At 45.9% G+C, this 17,363-nt stretch carries 16 protein-coding genes and 5 tRNA genes; 1 reads left to right on the forward strand and 20 read right to left on the reverse strand.

What is annotated here, in order from left to right:
- Positions 1-11: 11 nt before the first annotated feature.
- From EFB11_RS02895 to EFB11_RS02920, 6 genes are all read right to left on the reverse strand, one after another.
- On the reverse strand, positions 12-1,382 hold the full coding sequence (locus tag EFB11_RS02895; protein WP_164706579.1) for a hypothetical protein: 1,371 nt from the start codon (positions 1,380-1,382) through the stop codon (positions 12-14).
- Positions 1,379-1,960, reverse strand: a complete 582-nt coding sequence (locus EFB11_RS02900; RefSeq protein WP_122788854.1) for a hypothetical protein — start codon at positions 1,958-1,960, stop codon at positions 1,379-1,381. The genes EFB11_RS02895 and EFB11_RS02900 overlap by 4 nt, the downstream gene beginning before the upstream one ends.
- Before the next feature lie 125 nt (positions 1,961-2,085).
- Positions 2,086-3,813: a hypothetical protein gene (locus EFB11_RS02905; protein WP_122788855.1), complete on the reverse strand. Its 1,728-nt coding sequence runs from the start codon at positions 3,811-3,813 to the stop codon at positions 2,086-2,088.
- On the reverse strand, positions 3,794-4,126 hold the full coding sequence (locus tag EFB11_RS02910; RefSeq protein ID WP_122788856.1) for a hypothetical protein: 333 nt from the start codon (positions 4,124-4,126) through the stop codon (positions 3,794-3,796). The genes EFB11_RS02905 and EFB11_RS02910 overlap by 20 nt, the downstream gene beginning before the upstream one ends.
- The gene (locus EFB11_RS02915) at positions 4,126-5,943 is read right to left on the reverse strand and encodes a hypothetical protein (protein ID WP_122788857.1); all 1,818 of its coding nucleotides are present in this window, start codon (positions 5,941-5,943) and stop codon (positions 4,126-4,128) included. Before EFB11_RS02915 ends, EFB11_RS02910 begins: the two co-directional genes overlap by 1 nt.
- A complete protein-coding gene (locus EFB11_RS02920; protein WP_122788858.1) occupies positions 5,943-6,998 on the reverse strand; it encodes a hypothetical protein in 1,056 nt (351 codons plus the stop codon). Before EFB11_RS02920 ends, EFB11_RS02915 begins: the two co-directional genes overlap by 1 nt.
- Positions 6,999-7,341: 343 nt before the next feature.
- Between EFB11_RS02920 and EFB11_RS02925 the strand changes: the two genes are divergently transcribed.
- The gene (locus EFB11_RS02925; protein WP_122788753.1) at positions 7,342-8,565 is read left to right on the forward strand and encodes an IS110 family transposase; all 1,224 of its coding nucleotides are present in this window, start codon (positions 7,342-7,344) and stop codon (positions 8,563-8,565) included.
- 250 nt (positions 8,566-8,815) lie between these two features.
- On the opposite strand, the gene EFB11_RS02930 is transcribed toward EFB11_RS02925, so the two are convergent.
- The 14 genes from EFB11_RS02930 to EFB11_RS02995 form a co-directional block, all read right to left on the reverse strand.
- Positions 8,816-9,619, reverse strand: coding sequence for a phage antirepressor (locus EFB11_RS02930; protein WP_122788859.1), 804 nt, complete (start codon positions 9,617-9,619; stop codon positions 8,816-8,818).
- Between the two features lie 18 nt (positions 9,620-9,637).
- On the reverse strand, positions 9,638-9,898 hold the full coding sequence (locus EFB11_RS02935) for a hypothetical protein (protein WP_122788860.1): 261 nt from the start codon (positions 9,896-9,898) through the stop codon (positions 9,638-9,640).
- Positions 9,899-10,601: 703 nt separating this feature from the next.
- Positions 10,602-12,047, reverse strand: a complete 1,446-nt coding sequence (locus EFB11_RS02945; RefSeq protein WP_122788862.1) for a hypothetical protein — start codon at positions 12,045-12,047, stop codon at positions 10,602-10,604.
- Positions 12,048-12,061: 14 nt separating this feature from the next.
- The gene (locus tag EFB11_RS02950) at positions 12,062-12,871 is read right to left on the reverse strand and encodes a hypothetical protein (protein ID WP_122788863.1); all 810 of its coding nucleotides are present in this window, start codon (positions 12,869-12,871) and stop codon (positions 12,062-12,064) included.
- Positions 12,872-12,983: 112 nt separating this feature from the next.
- Positions 12,984-13,439, reverse strand: coding sequence for a hypothetical protein (locus EFB11_RS02955; protein WP_122788864.1), 456 nt, complete (start codon positions 13,437-13,439; stop codon positions 12,984-12,986).
- A gap of 178 nt (positions 13,440-13,617) precedes the next feature.
- Positions 13,618-13,692 (reverse strand) — tRNA-Gln (locus tag EFB11_RS02960).
- A 4-nt stretch (positions 13,693-13,696) separates the two neighbouring features.
- Positions 13,697-13,984: an HU family DNA-binding protein gene (locus tag EFB11_RS02965; protein WP_122788865.1), complete on the reverse strand. Its 288-nt coding sequence runs from the start codon at positions 13,982-13,984 to the stop codon at positions 13,697-13,699.
- 28 nt (positions 13,985-14,012) lie between these two features.
- Positions 14,013-14,231 carry a hypothetical protein gene (locus EFB11_RS02970; RefSeq protein ID WP_122788866.1) on the reverse strand — a complete coding sequence of 73 codons (219 nt, stop codon included), beginning with the start codon at positions 14,229-14,231 and terminating at the stop codon, positions 14,013-14,015.
- 63 nt (positions 14,232-14,294) lie between these two features.
- The gene (locus tag EFB11_RS02975; protein ID WP_122788867.1) at positions 14,295-14,645 is read right to left on the reverse strand and encodes a hypothetical protein; all 351 of its coding nucleotides are present in this window, start codon (positions 14,643-14,645) and stop codon (positions 14,295-14,297) included.
- An 859-nt stretch (positions 14,646-15,504) separates the two neighbouring features.
- Positions 15,505-15,580, reverse strand: a tRNA-Ile gene (locus EFB11_RS02980).
- A gap of 117 nt (positions 15,581-15,697) precedes the next feature.
- A tRNA-OTHER gene (locus tag EFB11_RS16715) sits at positions 15,698-15,824 on the reverse strand.
- A gap of 520 nt (positions 15,825-16,344) precedes the next feature.
- Positions 16,345-16,421, reverse strand: a tRNA-Leu gene (locus EFB11_RS02985).
- Positions 16,422-16,678: 257 nt separating this feature from the next.
- Positions 16,679-16,752 (reverse strand) — tRNA-Gly (locus tag EFB11_RS02990).
- A 357-nt stretch (positions 16,753-17,109) separates the two neighbouring features.
- Positions 17,110-17,352, reverse strand: coding sequence for a hypothetical protein (locus tag EFB11_RS02995; protein ID WP_122788868.1), 243 nt, complete (start codon positions 17,350-17,352; stop codon positions 17,110-17,112).
- Positions 17,353-17,363: the final 11 nt, after the last annotated feature.

Genomic DNA, 17,363 nt, shown 5'->3' on the forward strand with positions numbered 1-17,363 from the left:
TCTCCTTTCATTTAATTGCAGGTGCGTTGCACCAAAGAATCGATGGAATCTACAATGCCTTGGGCACTGTTTGTCTTAATGAAATCCGGGTCAAATGAGTAGTTGATGACCGGCTTTTGGTTCTGCGCTTGGTTTACTGCCATTGTGCCGATCTTTGCCATTACAGCTTCCACGGCTTTTTCAGCGCCAATCCAATCTCCGTCCGCATTGCAAATGGATGTATACTTGCCAGATTTGATATCTTCCATGACTTCGTTGGCAATCGTTTCATCCATTCCCATGCAGACTGCCTTCTCTGCGGCATCCTTGACAGCATCCTCGCATGCTTTCATGCGGCGCGCGGTTTCCTGCTTCTTCATTTCTTCAACTTGGGTTTCCAGTTCCTTTACGCGGCCTTCTGCGGCTTCACAGCGTGCCTTCATCGTTTCGCATTGTTCGTTTGTTTCCGTTACGGCTTCGGAAAGCATCGAGAAAATGTCCACGGAAAGCGCTACATCGTCATCAAACTGGTGCTGTGCAGACAGGGTAATGGGAGTAATCCGGTCGGGGATAACCACACCATGTTCCTCTGCGTTTCCCTTATATGCGCAAGGCGAACCGTCTGCCGAAAGCAACAGGACATGCGTTCCATCATCGTTCATGTTAAGAACACGATAGTCCGGGAAACGCGCCTGTACCGCTTTCAACAGCTTTTTGTTGCTCATTGCATTCACAGTGTTCTTCACTCCTTTTTCGTTATTGGTTTGCGGCTTTGTTTGGAGCGCGGCGGCTCTTAGTTGCAGTTCATGGAACTTTCCTTGGATTTCCTTCATGGCGCGAATATGTGCGCCGGGAACTGCGGGAGCGACGCCATCGCCCAAGATGGTTACGCCAAGGCCAACCCATTCCTCATAAATCTCACGATCTGCGGCACGGACAGCCTTTGTGACGTTGGTTTCGGCAGACACATCCATGCGCCCCTGTCGCGCAATCTTGTCTACCAATTCAGGATTATAGAAACGCCAAAGTTTTCCTTTAGCGATAATCCACGTTTCCCCATCGCGTTCCTCCAAACGGATTGCGTCGGGTCTATCGTAAATTTCACCTACAATGCGTTCAGCCGTAGGTGCTAAAAAGGAATAAGATGCTTCTCCGGTTAACGGATCAATCTTTTCCTTCATGTTGTGGCCGTCCCCGATTTGTTCACCTACATAGGCGCATAAAATCGGAGTCCCACGAAATGTTTTTGCAAATTTATCCAGATTGCGATAATCCCAGTTGTTGTCATTCAATCCAGACCGCATTACATCCATTTCAATCTCGTAGTTGAGATTTTTGTCTTGGCTCAATACACGGATTTGTCCAACCGAATCTGGCGTTTTTTTGGTTTTTATGCCCATCAATCGTCATCCTCCCCAGAATCCGGCAAGTCGTATCGAGATTTCACCCACTTATCAAAGCTGGATGCGCTCGGCTGATTCCCCCACATGGCCCATGATTCAAGCAGTTTGGTGCGATCTGTGCTGTTGTCGATTTGCAGTTGTTCTGCCTGCCGTGCCAGCGCTGGGAATTTCCCTTGCATTTCGCTGGGCGCTGTACCATTCGCCCCTCGACGTTTATCTGCAACGTCGATAAACATTTGCAGCCTGCGGTCAATAGAATCCGTAAGTTCTACACAAACACGGAAAACTTCATCCAACGACTCAAGCGGTTCGGCTAGTTCTGCGGTCCCTGGATACTCGATTTCCAATCCTTCCTGCCGCATTGCATCCGAAAACTGGTCAATGCGCGGCGGCTGTTTGTGTTCCAGCGAGTGGATTGCATCAGCCAGATATGGCATTGCATAACGTCCCCAAACCACTTCTTTGATTGCTGCGAAATAACGCTCTGCGTCCAAGAATGCTTTCATGACTTCACGCATCGGGTCGCGCAAAGCGTAAAACTTTGGGTTTTCATAGTTGAAATAGTCTCGTTTTGTCATTTTCACCATCCTTTTGTGCATGAAAAAAGGGGCTGCAAACCACATTTCTGTGATTTACAGCCCCGATTGGCTCTACTCTCAATCCAATGTAAGAGAGGGTTCAATATTGAATTGTTGCTTTCGCATTATTCTGCGTCTTTGAAATCTTCGGTTCCTTCGCTCGTCATATCAGATACATCAACTTGGGCGCGACCACCCTTATCATCCGTAGGCGATGGAGGAAGTTTCGGATTGCCATTTTTTGCTGTATAACTAGAAATCAGCGGCATTCGTTTATCCAAAATTCCACTTGCCTTTACTGCGGCGCTCATGCTCATATCATCCAATAGCGATCTATCCATCAACGCATTGTATACATACAAATCTGGAAGCAATCCTAGTGTCATAGATTTCTGCATTTCCGCCCGCATTTTTTCATCGTTATAGATGTCACCAAACATGTGGAATCGCCATTCATATTTCAAGTTCAGTCGAGAATATAGATAGTTCATCATTTTTTCAAACTGCTGATAGATTCTCAGGCAGTAACGCGCTTCGATCTGAATTGAAATGTTTACCGTGCCCGCACGCGGATTATCGCTAATCGGAATAAGACCGGCCAGTCCAGATTTTTCCACTGTGTATGCATATCCGTTGGTTGAAATCTCAGTGGCGCTTGGTGCTTCGGTTAGCTGATGCAGTTTCAAATTCGCCGCCGGTGCCAAGTACAGTCCAATTCCGGACGTATTGTTCTGCGCAAGCATTTGATACCAAAGATACTCAAACAGTTCTCGTCCGCCGTTTGACAGTTTATACAAGTCCTTTTGCTGACTTGTATTATCATTGGAGTATGGAATTTCACCGGTCATAACCGATACAAGGGGGTTCTGTACTAATTCAAGCTGCACTTGCTCATACTGAGCAATAGCCTGCATAGACAAATACAATCCAGTCATTGGAGAACATGCGAACGGGTTTGTATCATCGATCTCGAATACAAACACACGGTCAACCGGCAACGTCACCCAGTATGCCCAGCGTCCATTTTGCATGTATGGATCAGGGTTTCCGGCAAGGCCACCTTGTGCATTCTTTTTGAGTTTGTTGAATCTTTCCAAATTGATCCTATATGAGCCATGAGACGCATAAACCACTTTGGACGGAACTTTTTCTACAACATTCTTAAAATCTCCGATATACGGTTCTAACAAATCTCCATATTGCCGCCAGTCTGTGCCCGGTTGCAGGAAATAGAACATATTGAAAGATACTGTATACCCTGAAATATTGTTAAACCCTATGATTTTTACCCAGTTTGAAGGCAGTTGTTGCGGGAAAACATAATTCACCTTATTATGTGCCTTGTCTACACTGTATCGTATCGCATAGAAGGCTTTCCCTTCCTGCAATGCCTGTCCTGCCATCTTGTGCGCTGTCGCTTTCGGGTCCATCTCTTGATTGAATTTATCCAAAAGCTGCATTTCCCGTTGAAACATTGGGTCTTTCGCATCGGTTTCAGTGATATAATGGGGAGAAGTATAATATCGATATGTCATAATATCTGTATATACTTTCCGAATCTTGAGCATAGGATATGCAGTCGCTTCCAACGCATGGTGCGTCTGCCGAAGCATCAATTCATGTTCTCCGGGTGATCTGATTGCGTCTGCTACATCATCTTTGCTGTACTCTGCGGGAAGTGACGAAATCTGCTTGACACGACGATTTTGTATCCAAGGATTGTTTGAAGCTCGGTCATATGCTTGCATAATCCATCCCATAGGAAGCTGGGAATATTGATTTGTTATCTCATTAAATCGTGCAAGCACTTTTTCATATACCGTCTGTGGTGCATCACTTTGATTCGGCAACATGTGTCACCCCCTTTGATTTTTGTATTTGACTTAACTCCGATTCAAAGCAATCCAAAAATCGCATCATCGAATCCGCTATATTTGGATTGCTTTTTATGGCATTCTGGATGATTGCATCATTACATTGCTGCACCCACGATTGATCTCGCGCGTTCAACATTTCTCCTGATATTCTTTTCCCTCCACGCACACGTTTGTTTGGTGTATAGATTAGGATATAATCAGGGGATATTAAGCTGTATATTTGCTTTTTTGCATACATAATATTGTTCTGCGTTGTCGGCAGAAGAAAAATCTTATACTGTGTAGGCATTAAAACAACCTTCCTCGTTTATGCAGCACTCGTGGGTGATAGTTCTGGTATTGCGGAGCAAATTTCTTCTGCCTTGCAAGCTTTTCGATCATCGGCGTCCAGTCGGATTCTTTTCGCACAGATTCAATAAGCTTTTTTCGCTCTAAAAGTTGAGCGAAACGCAAGGCATATTTGAAAGCTGACCACATATCGCGTTGAATTGATTTTGAAATGCGCGTTTCTGACCAGTTCATTGCGCTTTGCTTTTTCTTCAAATTCGAAATTTGTCCACACATTTCTCGACATTTAGCATAGGGGATAGCAAATGTCGCATCTTCATCCGAAGTTTGCAAATGGTGATATGTTTTATAGGCTTCTATGCCCTCATAGATGTTCGTAGTTAAAATTTGGACATTCCCTTGTTCAAACTGCACTTCTGCATATTTCAGCATTTCGCCGTCAGGGTCGCCATGTCCTGTTTCACGATAACCATTACTTGCGACAACAGGATAAATAACCGGAAGCGCGTCCGGCTGCTCCAATTCAGGATAATCATGGTTCCAGCAGCATATTGGCTGCCCATCTCCCATGTCCTTCATTAGCTGCTCTGTAACCGATTTTCCGTACTGTTTGTTATCGATTGCAATAAACGTACCAGCGCCGCCCTCCATGGAGTATCGACGCCATAGTTCTTTCAGATATTGTGCTTGTAGAGAAGCTTCTTTCGGACGCATATCCTGCACATACACAAGCTGCTTGAGATACGTGTCTTGCTTTCCGCGAAGATGCTGGGTCGTCAGTTTTACGATTGCTGCTGCACACATTGCGTGCCGCGCACCTTCTTCGTGGGATACGTCATATCCAATAATGTATATGGCGTTCGGGTCTTGGCAATGATGGCGTTCCATGACCATGATCTTTTTTGATTCCGTCAGAACTTCATCACGAATTACAGAGTTTTCGCTTACGCCAGTATATCTGCTCTCCATTTCGCGCATCCATTCTTCGGGGGTAAGCTTTCGGCGCAAATCTTCTGCCCATGCCAAATCGCGTATACCTGATAAAACCGCCACTTCCCACGGATAATCGATTATAAATGCGCTTTCTCCATTTTGCATTGCCTTTAACACATCACATCTGTATTGGTATGTTTCATTCTGTTGCCGACACGCAGATGTAATATACTGCTTTTTAAAGTCAATGTGCATCGGGTCCGGTTGGCGGTCCACCTGATGGCGCAAGCGGATAGATGGTAGGATAATATTTCGATAGTTTCGGTGATCGAAAACTGGCTGTTCTTCCTGCCCCACTTCTTCACACAAAACTTGGTGCGAGTTATCGCCACGCATGGTAGTAATGGTGAATTCCGAACCGGTTTCGGTTTTCATCTCGAATGTCTCTTTGGCATTCTGTGTTTTCAACCAATGGTCAGCGAGAGCCGGATAATTTTTTCGAATCTGAGTGAATGTAGCATCTGCAATTTCTGCTGTTTGTTTGAGCGATGGTCCGAAATATCGCATCAATTCCCCCGGCCACAAAACGCCTTCACTCATTTTTGACAAGAAGGATGAATAAGTCTTTGTTGTGCCACGCGAACCAGTAATGAAAACCTGCTGATACCGTGCCATAACACGAATATTGATCGCTTGAATCAGCGCCAGTGTATAATCGCTATCCTCCCCTTCCAGAACGGCAAGCATTCTATCGGGATACCATCGCCAATATGAGAGTAAGAGTGCCCAGTTGTCGCCACTGATTTCATCATAATTAGCAGCTCGCGCTTGCCCTCTTTTTACCCATTTATGTAATGTTGGATTCCAGTATTTACCCGCAGGCATTACGTATCAGGCCTTTCATATTTCATGGGCGGCAACTCCAAGCTTTCAATCAGTTTCTTTTCGGCTTCTGTGCTTCCTTCCTGAAATTCGCCCTGTTGAGGATCAATTTGCATTTCAACCGGCAAAGTGTCTGTCTCGCTCATACCCGAATTTCGACGGTATGCGTTCCAAATGGCAAGTAAAATCTGATCGATAATGTCCTTCCCCATTGGGTATACCGGATGATCTGCGCGTAGAATCGGAAGAAGTTGATCGTAAGGCAACAACTTTCCGTTCTTCGCATAGCCATTTCGTTCAAGAGCCGCCATCAATGTATCAATCTTTACTGCTGCAACCGGTGCTTCATCGCGCTTGCGCATCAGGTTATCAGCTTTCATCTTGGAAATCATGCCGTAGATTTCTTTCGCTTCTTTTGTATTTCTGGAAGCGCATTGCTTTTGATAGTCCAAAAGCAGTTTGCAGATTTCCCGGATATTGAATTCCATTTCGGCATCAATGCCGTTTGCTTCGTATGATTTCGATTGGATGGAATAAAGCCGATCCAGTTCGTTGTAATCTGCCTTTGTCCAGTCATCGCGCTCGCCCCAGTCGCGTCGCTGCCGTTTTGTTCCGGCCTTCTCATATTGCAAGTTGTCTGAAACAATTTCACGATTCAGCTTTACCTTTTGCGTGATTCCGAACAGTTTTTCCACATCGGTAATCCCATCTGAGAACGCGCACGGTTCGCCATCAATTCGCGTTCCTTTTTCCGCAGCATCGATATTTTTTAGGTATACATCCCACGAATAATCATCAAACACTTGTTCCATATTTGGTACGAGTTCAGGAATGAAAGGAATGTTATATGCAGCACAGCACAGGAAGAATGCCATATATGGAGATACAAGGAACGCAAATTCTGAGAACTGTTCTCGCTGACATTTTTTGCAGTAATGAACAAATCGTGTATCACCGTACCATTCGGGTGACGCCACACGTCCGGTTTCATCGGTTAATTCTTCACCGCATCGCACGCAATGCACCGCAACATCAAGCTCCATTTCTTCTGCGTTCAATTTTGTTCACCTCCTCGTATAATAAGATTCAAAGTTAATAATTTCAGGCATCAGCAGGCATTGAGATGCCCGTGATACAATAGCTGTAGGACAGCAGGGTCAAGCTCTCCACCTCCTTGTTGAGCCACAAGGCTGCTTCATTTTTAGTCTGTTCCCCTGAGCCGGAAGTCAGCTGCAAACTCATTGGCTGTTTGCCGGAGGCAAGGCCGCCCTTTCAGCAGTGAGGGCTTTCGCATTGGTCTGCCCCGGAATGATTCTGATACGCGAGGTTGCGGATGCTTCGGTTATCATGGGTATCTCAAAGCCTGCTGGCCTGAAATCTCCATGTGGGGAGGTGAAAATTATGAACCCACTATTCGTTGGCATTGATGTGAGCAGCAGAAACAATGTGGCCTACCTGATGAAACCCGACGGCAGCAAGCACTCCAGCTTTTCCATACAGAACAACCTGGGTGGTGCTAAACTGTTATCAGAGAAGATCGTGTCGGCACTGCGTTCCATGCAGCTCAGCGATGTGGTGATCGGCCTGGAGGCCACCTCCATCTACGGAGACAGCTTGGTTTACGCTCTCCGGGAGGATGGCAGCCTGGGCCGGTTCCAGCGGAAGATCCATGTCCTGAATCCAAAGCAGGTCAAAAAGTTCAAGGAAGCCTATCCCGACCTGCCCAAGAATGACTTTGTGGACGCCTTTGTGATTGCCGACCATCTCCGTTTCGGCAGGATCGCCAAGGAGGTCTATATGGACGACTACCGCTACCAGGCGCTCAGGACCCTTACCAGGGCCAGGTTTGACGTGATCCAAAACCTGACCCGGGAGAAACAGAGATTCGCTAACTACTTATTCCTCAAATGCTCCGGCATAGCCCAGGACAAGGACATCCAGAACACCAGCGCCACCACTATCGCGCTCATGGAGCGGTTTGAAACTGTGGATGATCTGGCAAACGCCGACCTGGACGAACTGACTGCCTTTCTGGATGAGAAGGGCAGAAACTTCGCTGACCCGGCTGCCAAAGCCAAGGTTATTCGAACTGCCGCCAGAGACTCTTACCGCCTGCCTGTTACTGTGAACAATTCTGTAAATCAGGCGATGGCAGTCTCTATTGCCTCTATGCGGGCTCTGGAAAAGCAGGTCAAGGTGTTGGACAAGGCCATTGAACAGCAGTTTGAAATCATTCCCAACACCCTGACCTCTATCCCCGGGATTGGCAAGGTCTACTCCGCCGGGATCATCGCCGAGATCGGCGACATTCACCGTTTCAGCTCTCAAGCCTCGGTTGCCAAGTTCGCCGGCCTTGTCTGGACACAGCACCAGTCCGGTGAATTTGAGGCTGAACACTCCCGGATGATCAAGTCCGGCAACCGCTATCTCCGCTACTACCTGCTGGAAGCCGCCAACTCTGTGAGAAGATGCGATTCCGAGTTCCGGCGCTACTATGACCTCAAGTATCAAGAGGTCAACAAGTATCAGCATAAACGCGCACTCGCTCTCACTGCCAGAAAACTGGTTCGGTTGATCTTTCGGCTGCTGAAGGACAACCGCCTGTATATCCTGCCGGAGGGCTGAGCGTACCGCTTGCCGCTCTGGCGCATAGGCCCTGTTTCAAAAAACTCAGGGACAGGGCTTGGATTGGTGTTGTCTTTTTCCTGCCTACATGGTCCTTTTTACTCATTCCCATTTGAAATTTTCTTGCATCACCTACTTGACTTCATACCATTGGACTAAAAAACAAAAAAGGGCTGCAAACCACATTTCTGTGATTTACAGCCCCGATTGGCTTTTACTTTCTACCGATTAAGAAAGCAATGTTCAGTTTTTATGCAATGTTTCTGTCCATGACAGCCTGGATGCCGCGCCGCGTCAGAATTTCGTGAATCATCATTCGACCCTTCTGCGTCCATTGTGTGTGCAGTTTGGTATCCGGCGAACCATCTGACCGCGTGATATTAATGGTTTTGGATTTTGTGTATCCCATGCCCATATACTTGCGATACAGAATCCATTGTCCGTTGACGTTATGCTGAATACCTTCCTCATGCAGAATCTTGTTCAGCATCCGGGCGCTGAGATCATAGTCTGCCGCGACTTGGGATGTTGCCAGTGTCCCTGTGCTTTCCAAGATTGTATCCACGTACTGCTTGATCGGCTCAAAGTCTTTGATGACTTGGCGCTGCTGCTCATTCTCAGATTCCAGCGCCTTGCGCTTGGCGCGTTCTTCTTTCAAATCGGTTGCCAGCCGAATAATCGTATCCGGGTCGGAAAGAATCTGTTCGATGGTGTCATCCGTCATGTATGCGCCGTGCTTGCGGATAGAGGGGAGGACTTCGGATGTCACCCAGCGCTTGAACTTCTTTGCTGTGGGAAGCTTGCTCGAAAGCACCAGAGAATATAGCCCGCTTTCGTTGATGATGATAGTTTCTTGCATTCTTCCCAAACTGTCGGTGAGTCCCCATTTTAGGGAGTCATCATCATCAACATGTGTAGCTAGTGCATTGAGTGGTTTTGCATACCCCAAAATACTTGCTACATCTTTCCCGACAAACCACGGCTGTTCGTCGATTTCAACCACTCGGATTTCTCCGAATTCCTCATTTCTGAACAGTTCAATTTTGTTTTCCAAAACGTTACCTCCATTCTTTTACGCAAAAATTTCCCGTGCAAGCTGCATGGCGTAGCGGTAGCCCAGCAGGAACCCCATGCGCTCGGTCTTGACTTGGTGCATTGCGATGAAGTCGGAAGCCGTGTTTACGTCGCCGCTATCTAGCATGCTGCGAACATCTTCGCACGGCAATGACCATTCTGCTTCATACAACGCATTCAGTTCCGCATCTTCTTCCATCCGGCTTAGTGCATCCGCATGGTGCGCGTTTATGATCTCTGGAAAGGGTCTGTTTTTCATTTTGCTTTTCCTCCTTGATTTTCACCGGGAGGAATGATAGAATGGATTTACCATTCCTCCGGGTGTGGTGCTGTGAAGTAGTCCGCGATTTTCGACGGTGGCGGGCTACTTCACTTTTTTTGTCCCAAAACCAGTTCTAATCCTTCTCTGACAACATCTGTTCGACTTTTACCATATTTCTTACAATATGATTGTAGCCGTTTGTCCGTATCTTCATCGATTCGGGCTTTTACTTCGATGCTCTTTGGCTTCTCTGATTTTGGACGCCCTGTACGTGGCGACATATCATCACCCACTTTCTGTGCCACAGCAATATTGTGGTTTGTGTGGCTCAAAAAGTCAAGAGGAAAATGAAAAATTTAACCTTTCGTTTTCGGTTCGTGGATGTATTCTAGTTTAATGGAATATACCTTTTCCTTTCCGTTTCTTTTGTCTTTTTTTATGAGCGCATCATTTCCTTGGTCAAGGACTTTGTCCACTGCTTCCATAGTGGCTTTTTGCATAGCTTCACCTCGATTGAAAAAACAAAAAAAGCGCAGCACATGCCAAAAAACGCAACCAAGCATATTATTCAGCATATCACTGAATAACACTTGTGTTTTTTGGCGCGTGCTGCGCCGCCGATATAATTATATTATACTCTTTTATTCGGATAAGTCAATAGAAAAGAGGGAATATTTTTTAAATATTCCCTCTTTTTCAATTAGCTCCCCGCCACAGTAACAGTCACATTGTATGTAATCGATGTCTTGTTGCTTTCCGAAACGGTGAGTGTGAACGACTTGCTGCCACCAGCGGAAGAAACGCTTGTGGTGTTCACGGTATAGGTCGGGTTGGTTTCTGTGCCACCCGCAGAAACATCGCCGGAGTCGGTTCCTCCAATTTCAACGCTCTGTGCAGCGGTCTTGGTCGCGGTCAGAACGACGCTGGAAGTGGAGTTTTCAACATTTACTGTTACCGTCATGCTTGCTCCGCCGCCTTCAATCGTGTTGGAACCACCAGCAGACGGTGTAGTCAGCGCAAAGGTTACATTTTCAGTCGGCGGAGTCGGTGCGCCGGTTACAGTGCATTGAACCGATGTGGTCAGATTGGCATTGTAGTTGGAAGTGATGTTCACCGTGCCCGTTCCGTTGGACAGACCGGTCACAACGCCGAGCGGCGAAACGCTGATATACTGCGTGCTGCCATCTGCAACCGCAAAGGTAAGGTTGCTCATAAGCGGAGTAACCAGGGACCCATCCGGCATAACATACTTGACCGGGATTGTAGTTCCTTCATCATAGGCAACATCCAGTTCGTTTCCGCCTACAACCGCAAGACTTTCCACAAACTGATCGGGGTTGCCAAAAATTTCAACAACCATGTATGCCAGCTTCGGGGAAGCAGACGAACCACACTGAATACCAGCATCACACGCTTCGTTGTAAGAAAGTGCTGTGCCGGTCAGGTTGGTGGTTGCTGCCGTAGTCTGCGAACCTTCGGTCGAAACATCGCCATTGAACTGCATACGCGGTACAGTGATGTAGCAGTTACCGACATGCGAACCCTTGTTGCTTGCGCCCTGCCCTGCTTCGGTTGCATACAGCGGAATGGTATACAGCGAACGGACAACCGCCGGGGACATGAGGGTATCGACGCTCATTTGCATCGCATTTGCAGACTGAGTGTAGTAGTGCACGCAATAGGTTGTGCCTTCGGTTGCTGTGAAGCCTTGTACTTGCATAGACTCAACATCAATGAGATATGCCGTACTGTCATTGTTGATGGTACATACAATGTCACATCCGCCAAGCGGTGCACACGGAGTCTGTCCAACGGTCAGTGTAGTACCAGTCGCAGCGACAGCTTCATCAACCGGCACAACGCCGTTATATGCAACCGTAGAACCAACAGACAGCGCGCGGCCTTGCAGAGAGAAGTCACCGGCAGTAATCGTCTGCGTCAGGGACGGAGTGTCGGGGATTTGGATAACAACCGGGTTGCCGATGCCTGCATTGATCGCACCCAGGTTCACAGTGGATTGGAGCTGGTTTGTAACGATCTTGTCCGAATAGAAGATAAGATCGTTTGTGGTTGGATCAAAGCACTTGAGGTACATTGTACCTTTTGCATAAACGGTCAAGCCGTTAATAGTACCAGAAACGTTCATTTGTGTCCTCCTTATTAACGTTTTTCTACCGAACCCGAAAGCCTGCCCTGTAACGACTCAAAGCTTATCAGTGCATGGCTTCCCTCGTTTCGGTCATATTTCCACGATGGGAATGGATTGCCTTCCTTATATTTGCCGCCGTTTGCTTCTGTAAGCGCTGCAATCAAATGTCCTGTTGTGCGTGTTATCGCTTCTTCGGTTAGCGCGAACCGGCGCACTGTCCAGTCATAAATATCCTCTGGTTGCGCTCCGGTTTTGACAGCGACAGAATACAGTAGGGCTTCAAAGTCAGGTTTTAAATTTGGCGCGTTATGCGCCGCAATGTCTTTTTCTGCTTGAATGAGTTCGGGGTTGTCCGTTTCATCCGGCAGATCAATTCCATTTTGCGCAGCAAGGATAGTACGCAGTTGCCCGAAGTTCTTTGGGGTGATCTCTGCATTCACATCCCCTTGCTTCACTTTGATGGATGCCAATTTGCGCGGTTCGTCACGGCTAGTAGCAATGTACATTTCCACGTATTCTTTCCCGTCCTCTGATTTTTTAATAGGCAGCCGCATTGCCAGTCTCAAAAAAATCAATAGGCGTAAAAACAATCCGCGTTCTTGCTCTCCGTTCATACGCGCGTCATAGTCCATGGCGTACAAGGCCTCAAGGAATCGCATGCAAACATATTTGACAGGGAGCGTTTGCTGCGCTACCATAAGCCCCATTTTTGCATCAGAGAATTGTAGATAGTCTGATACCAATATTGGATACAGGGTTAGGCCATTCCACATGATTGGTTTCCCACGCTGGACGGCATCCTGTTGTTCCCGATTTAACATCCTGTCCTCCGTTTTCCTCCTAAAAACACAAAAAAGGGGCTGTAAACCACATTTCTGTGATTTACAGCCCCGATTGGCTATCGTCATCCTCCACTCTGGATGATGTATTATATTAAAAAATACACTTTGCAAGAGGTATATTTTTATTTTGTTTTAGTTTATCATAAATCGCTTTTGCAAGTTCTTTATAATATTTCATTTCTTGAATACTGTTTCCTGTCGCAACTTCATATAACTTGGTGCTAAAGTCATACACCTTCTTTTCATCCAGAAGTTGCTTTAAAATTTGCGCAGTGGTTTTTCCGGCTCCTCTTATTTGGATAAAAAAATCTTTTTCAATGGGGAATTGCAAAGTACCATTTCCCCATATATAGTTTAATTGCCAAGGATATAAAGTAAATCCAAGTTCTTTTTCCACTTCTCGCTTTTGCTCATCATATATATGCGCATCTGAAATTTTGAATCCCAAAATCTCGTGCGCAATTACAGGAATCGGCATACTTACGCATTCTCTTGTTGCCTCTTTTATCATGTTTTCGATATATTCATATAAAATTTCAACTTTCATCTTTTCACCTCCGATATAGAAAGCACATGCCATCCATCTCGCTGGCATCTCAGACGCGCAGATGTTTCTGTTTCTGCATCTATTCGTAACTTGCACGTTTCACCAATATCATTTTCCAGATTTACTTCAAAGCATTTTTTTACCACATTCTTCTTAATCATTTTTTTACCTTTCTTCATGGCTGGGATAGCTGGATTCGAACCAGCGCATGCGGGAGTCAAAGTCCCGTGCCTTACCGCTTGGCTATACCCCAATATTTATTGTTCTTTCGGCTCGTTCGCTGCTTTCTTAATTTGAGCATTGAAGCGAAATCTTGGAATTTTCTTGGCTGGAACCATGATCGGAACATTTTTATATACATTTTGTCTGATTCTTTCCTTAGTTTGTGCCACTTCAAAAACTCCAAAATCTGCAATATGTACTTTTTCACCGTTAAATATTGTTTCAACAATGCACTTGCATACACTGTCTACAATATTCTCGATTGCATAGGCCGATGCACCTGTCTGCTCAGATACCTTTTTACATAGTTCTTTTTTGTTCATATTGGATCACACTCATAAATCAATCTGCTCATTCAAAATCGTAATGCTCAAAAATCCATTTTAGCGCAGAAACAAGTTCATCTTTCGACACGCTGTTGTGCGTTGCCATATTTGCAACATTGTCAATCGCTAAAATCCTTGTTTGGAACGGAATTGTTTCATCGTTCAGTTTATCTTTTACAATGTCGATTGCCATTCCGTCGGATACATTGAATGTGGGGAACGCAATCGTTTTACGCTTTTCCATTGTCTTTCATTCCTCAATGTTGTGCGAGATTTTATGCAGTTCAGGTAGTAGTCAGTTCATGTATTACATTCCCATTTTTGCGCCACACTCAGGGCAAAACTTATGAGAAAAATAATATTCTTGGAAAACTTTTTTGCAATGAGAACATTGCGGCTTTCCTCTAAAATCTTTCCATTCTGCACAAACAACGGGAAATATTGTTTTATCTTCTGTAAACTCAAATTCTTCTTTTAGCCATTCCAGAACGAAATCAAGTTCATAAGAACCAAACCCAATATCAAAATCGTTTTTTCCTTCGTTATACCAAAGAATTTCAAAGTATGTACCGATTTTGTTTTCTGTTGCAATGACTTGTGCATATCTTGTCATTATTTTTTTCTTTTCTTGCAGTTTTGGAGTTGCAAGTTCTGCCATTGTTTTACCCCCGCTCCGTCTAAATCACATCATATAAATTTAGAATGGTTCAAGTTTATACCGCTTTTTGATTCTAAGTCTAATATTGTTTATGCAGTATGTAACCGTAATTCCGGATACTTTCATGTTTTCTACCTGCACTTCCATAAACAATAAAAAATAGAAAAGATGCAACCTGCTGCAAGACATGCCATCACCAATGCCAGCGAAATCATCATAACCATACCTGTAACATCAATAATCGTTTCAAACATTCCTCTATCAATCCTCATTCCCATATTATCGGCTGCTATAATTTGCACTAATTTTAGACCTTCGCCTTACAAATCATATTTGCCACCATATTCAGCCAGCGAGTGAATAAGTCTGAGCATGCAACCCGTCGATCACACACTTCTTACCCAAGCGGCAAGCCGCCTAATCTCGTGCGGGATTGTCACCCGCAGCCCTTACACATCATTCAGAAATTGAAACATAATTCTTGTTTTATTTCTGCCTTGTGCCGGGTACGCAACGCCATGTTATACCCTTATTTCTAAGGTTCACGGCAAACATGGTTATTGGATTCCCTAGGTTTGAACGGTTTTCCACGCCGTCCCTAACTAGGGTTATTCTCCCACAGGAAGCGTCTATTATCCATGCCACAGCGTTGCTGCTTTTGATGTCGATATAATTCGCACACATAGTACATAGTTGGCGCTCTCACGCCTTCTGAATCGGTATCGCTATCGGTTCAAAGTTTTCACCAAAAGTATCCCTCTGGCTTCCACTCCATGAATTACCCCATGTTCTCGGCAGGGTGATTATTCCTTCTTCACCGAGTTAAAATCAGCGCAAATTATAACAGTCGATCTTAAATTGGTGGTTCCCCACGGATTCGAACCGTGCCCGGGCGGTTATGAGCCACCTGTTCTCGCCTAGTGAACTATGGAACCAGATATGCGCCATCCGGTGTCAGATCGCGTGTTCCGTCACGGATTTGGCGCATCTATTCGGGAGTGGTCGGAGTCGAACCGACAAGACACGCGATTTATCTTTGGCCGTATCTCCCATGGTTGCGCGAGTTGGATTCGAACCAACACAGGAAACTGCATTTCAACGTCTATCCGGCTTGGCGTTGAGCAGAAACCTTCTTCTACGTTTAACCACGCAAGCTTCTCCCAATTCGGCTATCGCGCAATATATGGCATGAGCATGAGGAATCGAACCTCACCACGCGGTTTTGGAGACCGCATCGCCAGCCTTGGAACATGTGCTCCTATATACCCCTTGCGGGGTATGCGTGATTTACGCCCACCAGCGCCCCGGCTTAACGGGGTTCTCAGCTTCCACGAAATTGAAAAACAGTCGATTATCAGTCATGCTGTTTTCGGTTTCCGACCCTTTTTGGTCGGTACTTGGTGTCGCCACTCAGGATGCTAGGCGACGCGTGCAGGCCGTAATACGTTATCATCCATTCGCATTCGTGCCTTAAATCCCTTACGGGAGATTGAGTAGCAGAACGGTAAATTTGTTGTGGATAGGCGGTTGCTCATTCCGCCTAGTGTCCTAACTTTGACCTTCCGTGGTTTGTGGGTCTCAAAAATCGCCGTTTACCCACTCATTCGCCACGTTCGAAATTCTGACGGCTCTATCGGTTTTTATCCGCCCGGCTTTCACGGGTAGTTCGTCAACTAGCTCCGCCGTGTACTTTGGCGGATGGTGCCATTGACTGGACTTGAACCAGTGACATACGGTCATTTACGCCGATTGCTCTACCTACTGAGCTACAATGACATGTGTGGGGAGTCAACATTACTCGACTCCCCGTCCGGCATCCACCGGACCTCTCTGTTATATGCGGGTGATGATTTGCACATCACATGGTTGATACTGCCCGTGGATTTGCTAGACCCCATCAGGGTACGGGAGCGTACTTTCATCGAACCTTCCGTTTAAGCGTCTACTTTTGCAACCACGCCATTTGTGTGTGTTCAGGCCATTCGGTTGCTTTACATCGCCACACACTAACGCTCTATTCCGCCACCGCATATTGGAGCACGAAACGGGAGTCGAACCCGCGTTCCCGGCTTGGAAGGCCGGTGTACTACCGCTGTACGATTCGTGCATGTGCCGGTCTTTCCCGGCTGTCATCCGTTTTTCGGGAACGGCATTCCATATTCATTCACAAAAACTGTATGCAGCAAAAATCAAACGGTGTTCAAATAACCCTGATCTCTAATCCTGTTCACGGATTACCTCCTTACAAAACTTTAGAATGAATCTTCTGGCGAAATGCGAATTTGTCGTATCTGGCAAATACGCGCTGGCCCGCCGCAGCCGACTTACATCTTCATATCTTTTGCGTCACAAACAAACTGACTACATCGTTTCATTTTTCTCACCTTTCTTTCCCGGACTTTTATCCGTAAAACCTATCGCCGCGTCCTCATGCAGACTAAGCGATCATATTTATTCACGTATTTCACGCAGGCTCGTATGTCTTTTGAAATATATCCGGTTTGCATGGATAAAATTCTCGATTTACACCCTTAATGATATAGTCTCCCACACTTGCATGAAGGTTCCCTTCTAGTGTATGAATCACTAAACCTACTTTCGGTATGATTTCAAACGATTCCGGGTCAATAAATTCGCATATTTCTGCATGGTTTGACCCATTCCATTGAACTGCATCAATTACAACAGGTTTCTTGCGATATTTCATATCAATCTCCA

This window comes from Intestinibacillus sp. Marseille-P6563, from assembly GCF_900604335.1.
In the GTDB taxonomy this organism is placed as follows: domain Bacteria; phylum Bacillota; class Clostridia; order Oscillospirales; family Butyricicoccaceae; genus Butyricicoccus_B.

Excerpts from the sequence above, each read along its gene's own strand:
- EFB11_RS02970 (WP_122788866.1), bottom strand. The coding sequence starts at position 14,231 with ATGGAAAAGCGTAAAACGATTGCGTTCCCCACATTCAATGTATCCGAC.
- EFB11_RS02910 (WP_122788856.1), bottom strand. The coding sequence starts at position 4,126 with ATGCCTACACAGTATAAGATTTTTCTTCTGCCGACAACGCAGAACAAT.
- EFB11_RS02950 (WP_122788863.1), bottom strand. The coding sequence starts at position 12,871 with ATGTTAAATCGGGAACAACAGGATGCCGTCCAGCGTGGGAAACCAATC.
- EFB11_RS02915 (WP_122788857.1), bottom strand. The coding sequence starts at position 5,943 with ATGCCTGCGGGTAAATACTGGAATCCAACATTACATAAATGGGTAAAA.
- EFB11_RS02945 (WP_122788862.1), bottom strand. The coding sequence starts at position 12,047 with ATGAACGTTTCTGGTACTATTAACGGCTTGACCGTTTATGCAAAAGGT.
- EFB11_RS02905 (WP_122788855.1), bottom strand. The coding sequence starts at position 3,813 with ATGTTGCCGAATCAAAGTGATGCACCACAGACGGTATATGAAAAAGTG.
- EFB11_RS02935 (WP_122788860.1), bottom strand. The coding sequence starts at position 9,898 with ATGAAAAACAGACCCTTTCCAGAGATCATAAACGCGCACCATGCGGAT.
- EFB11_RS02925 (WP_122788753.1), top strand. The coding sequence starts at position 7,342 with ATGAACCCACTATTCGTTGGCATTGATGTGAGCAGCAGAAACAATGTG.
- EFB11_RS02975 (WP_122788867.1), bottom strand. The coding sequence starts at position 14,645 with ATGGCAGAACTTGCAACTCCAAAACTGCAAGAAAAGAAAAAAATAATG.
- EFB11_RS02955 (WP_122788864.1), bottom strand. The coding sequence starts at position 13,439 with ATGAAAGTTGAAATTTTATATGAATATATCGAAAACATGATAAAAGAG.
- EFB11_RS02900 (WP_122788854.1), bottom strand. The coding sequence starts at position 1,960 with ATGACAAAACGAGACTATTTCAACTATGAAAACCCAAAGTTTTACGCT.
- EFB11_RS02965 (WP_122788865.1), bottom strand. The coding sequence starts at position 13,984 with ATGAACAAAAAAGAACTATGTAAAAAGGTATCTGAGCAGACAGGTGCA.
- EFB11_RS02995 (WP_122788868.1), bottom strand. The coding sequence starts at position 17,352 with ATGAAATATCGCAAGAAACCTGTTGTAATTGATGCAGTTCAATGGAAT.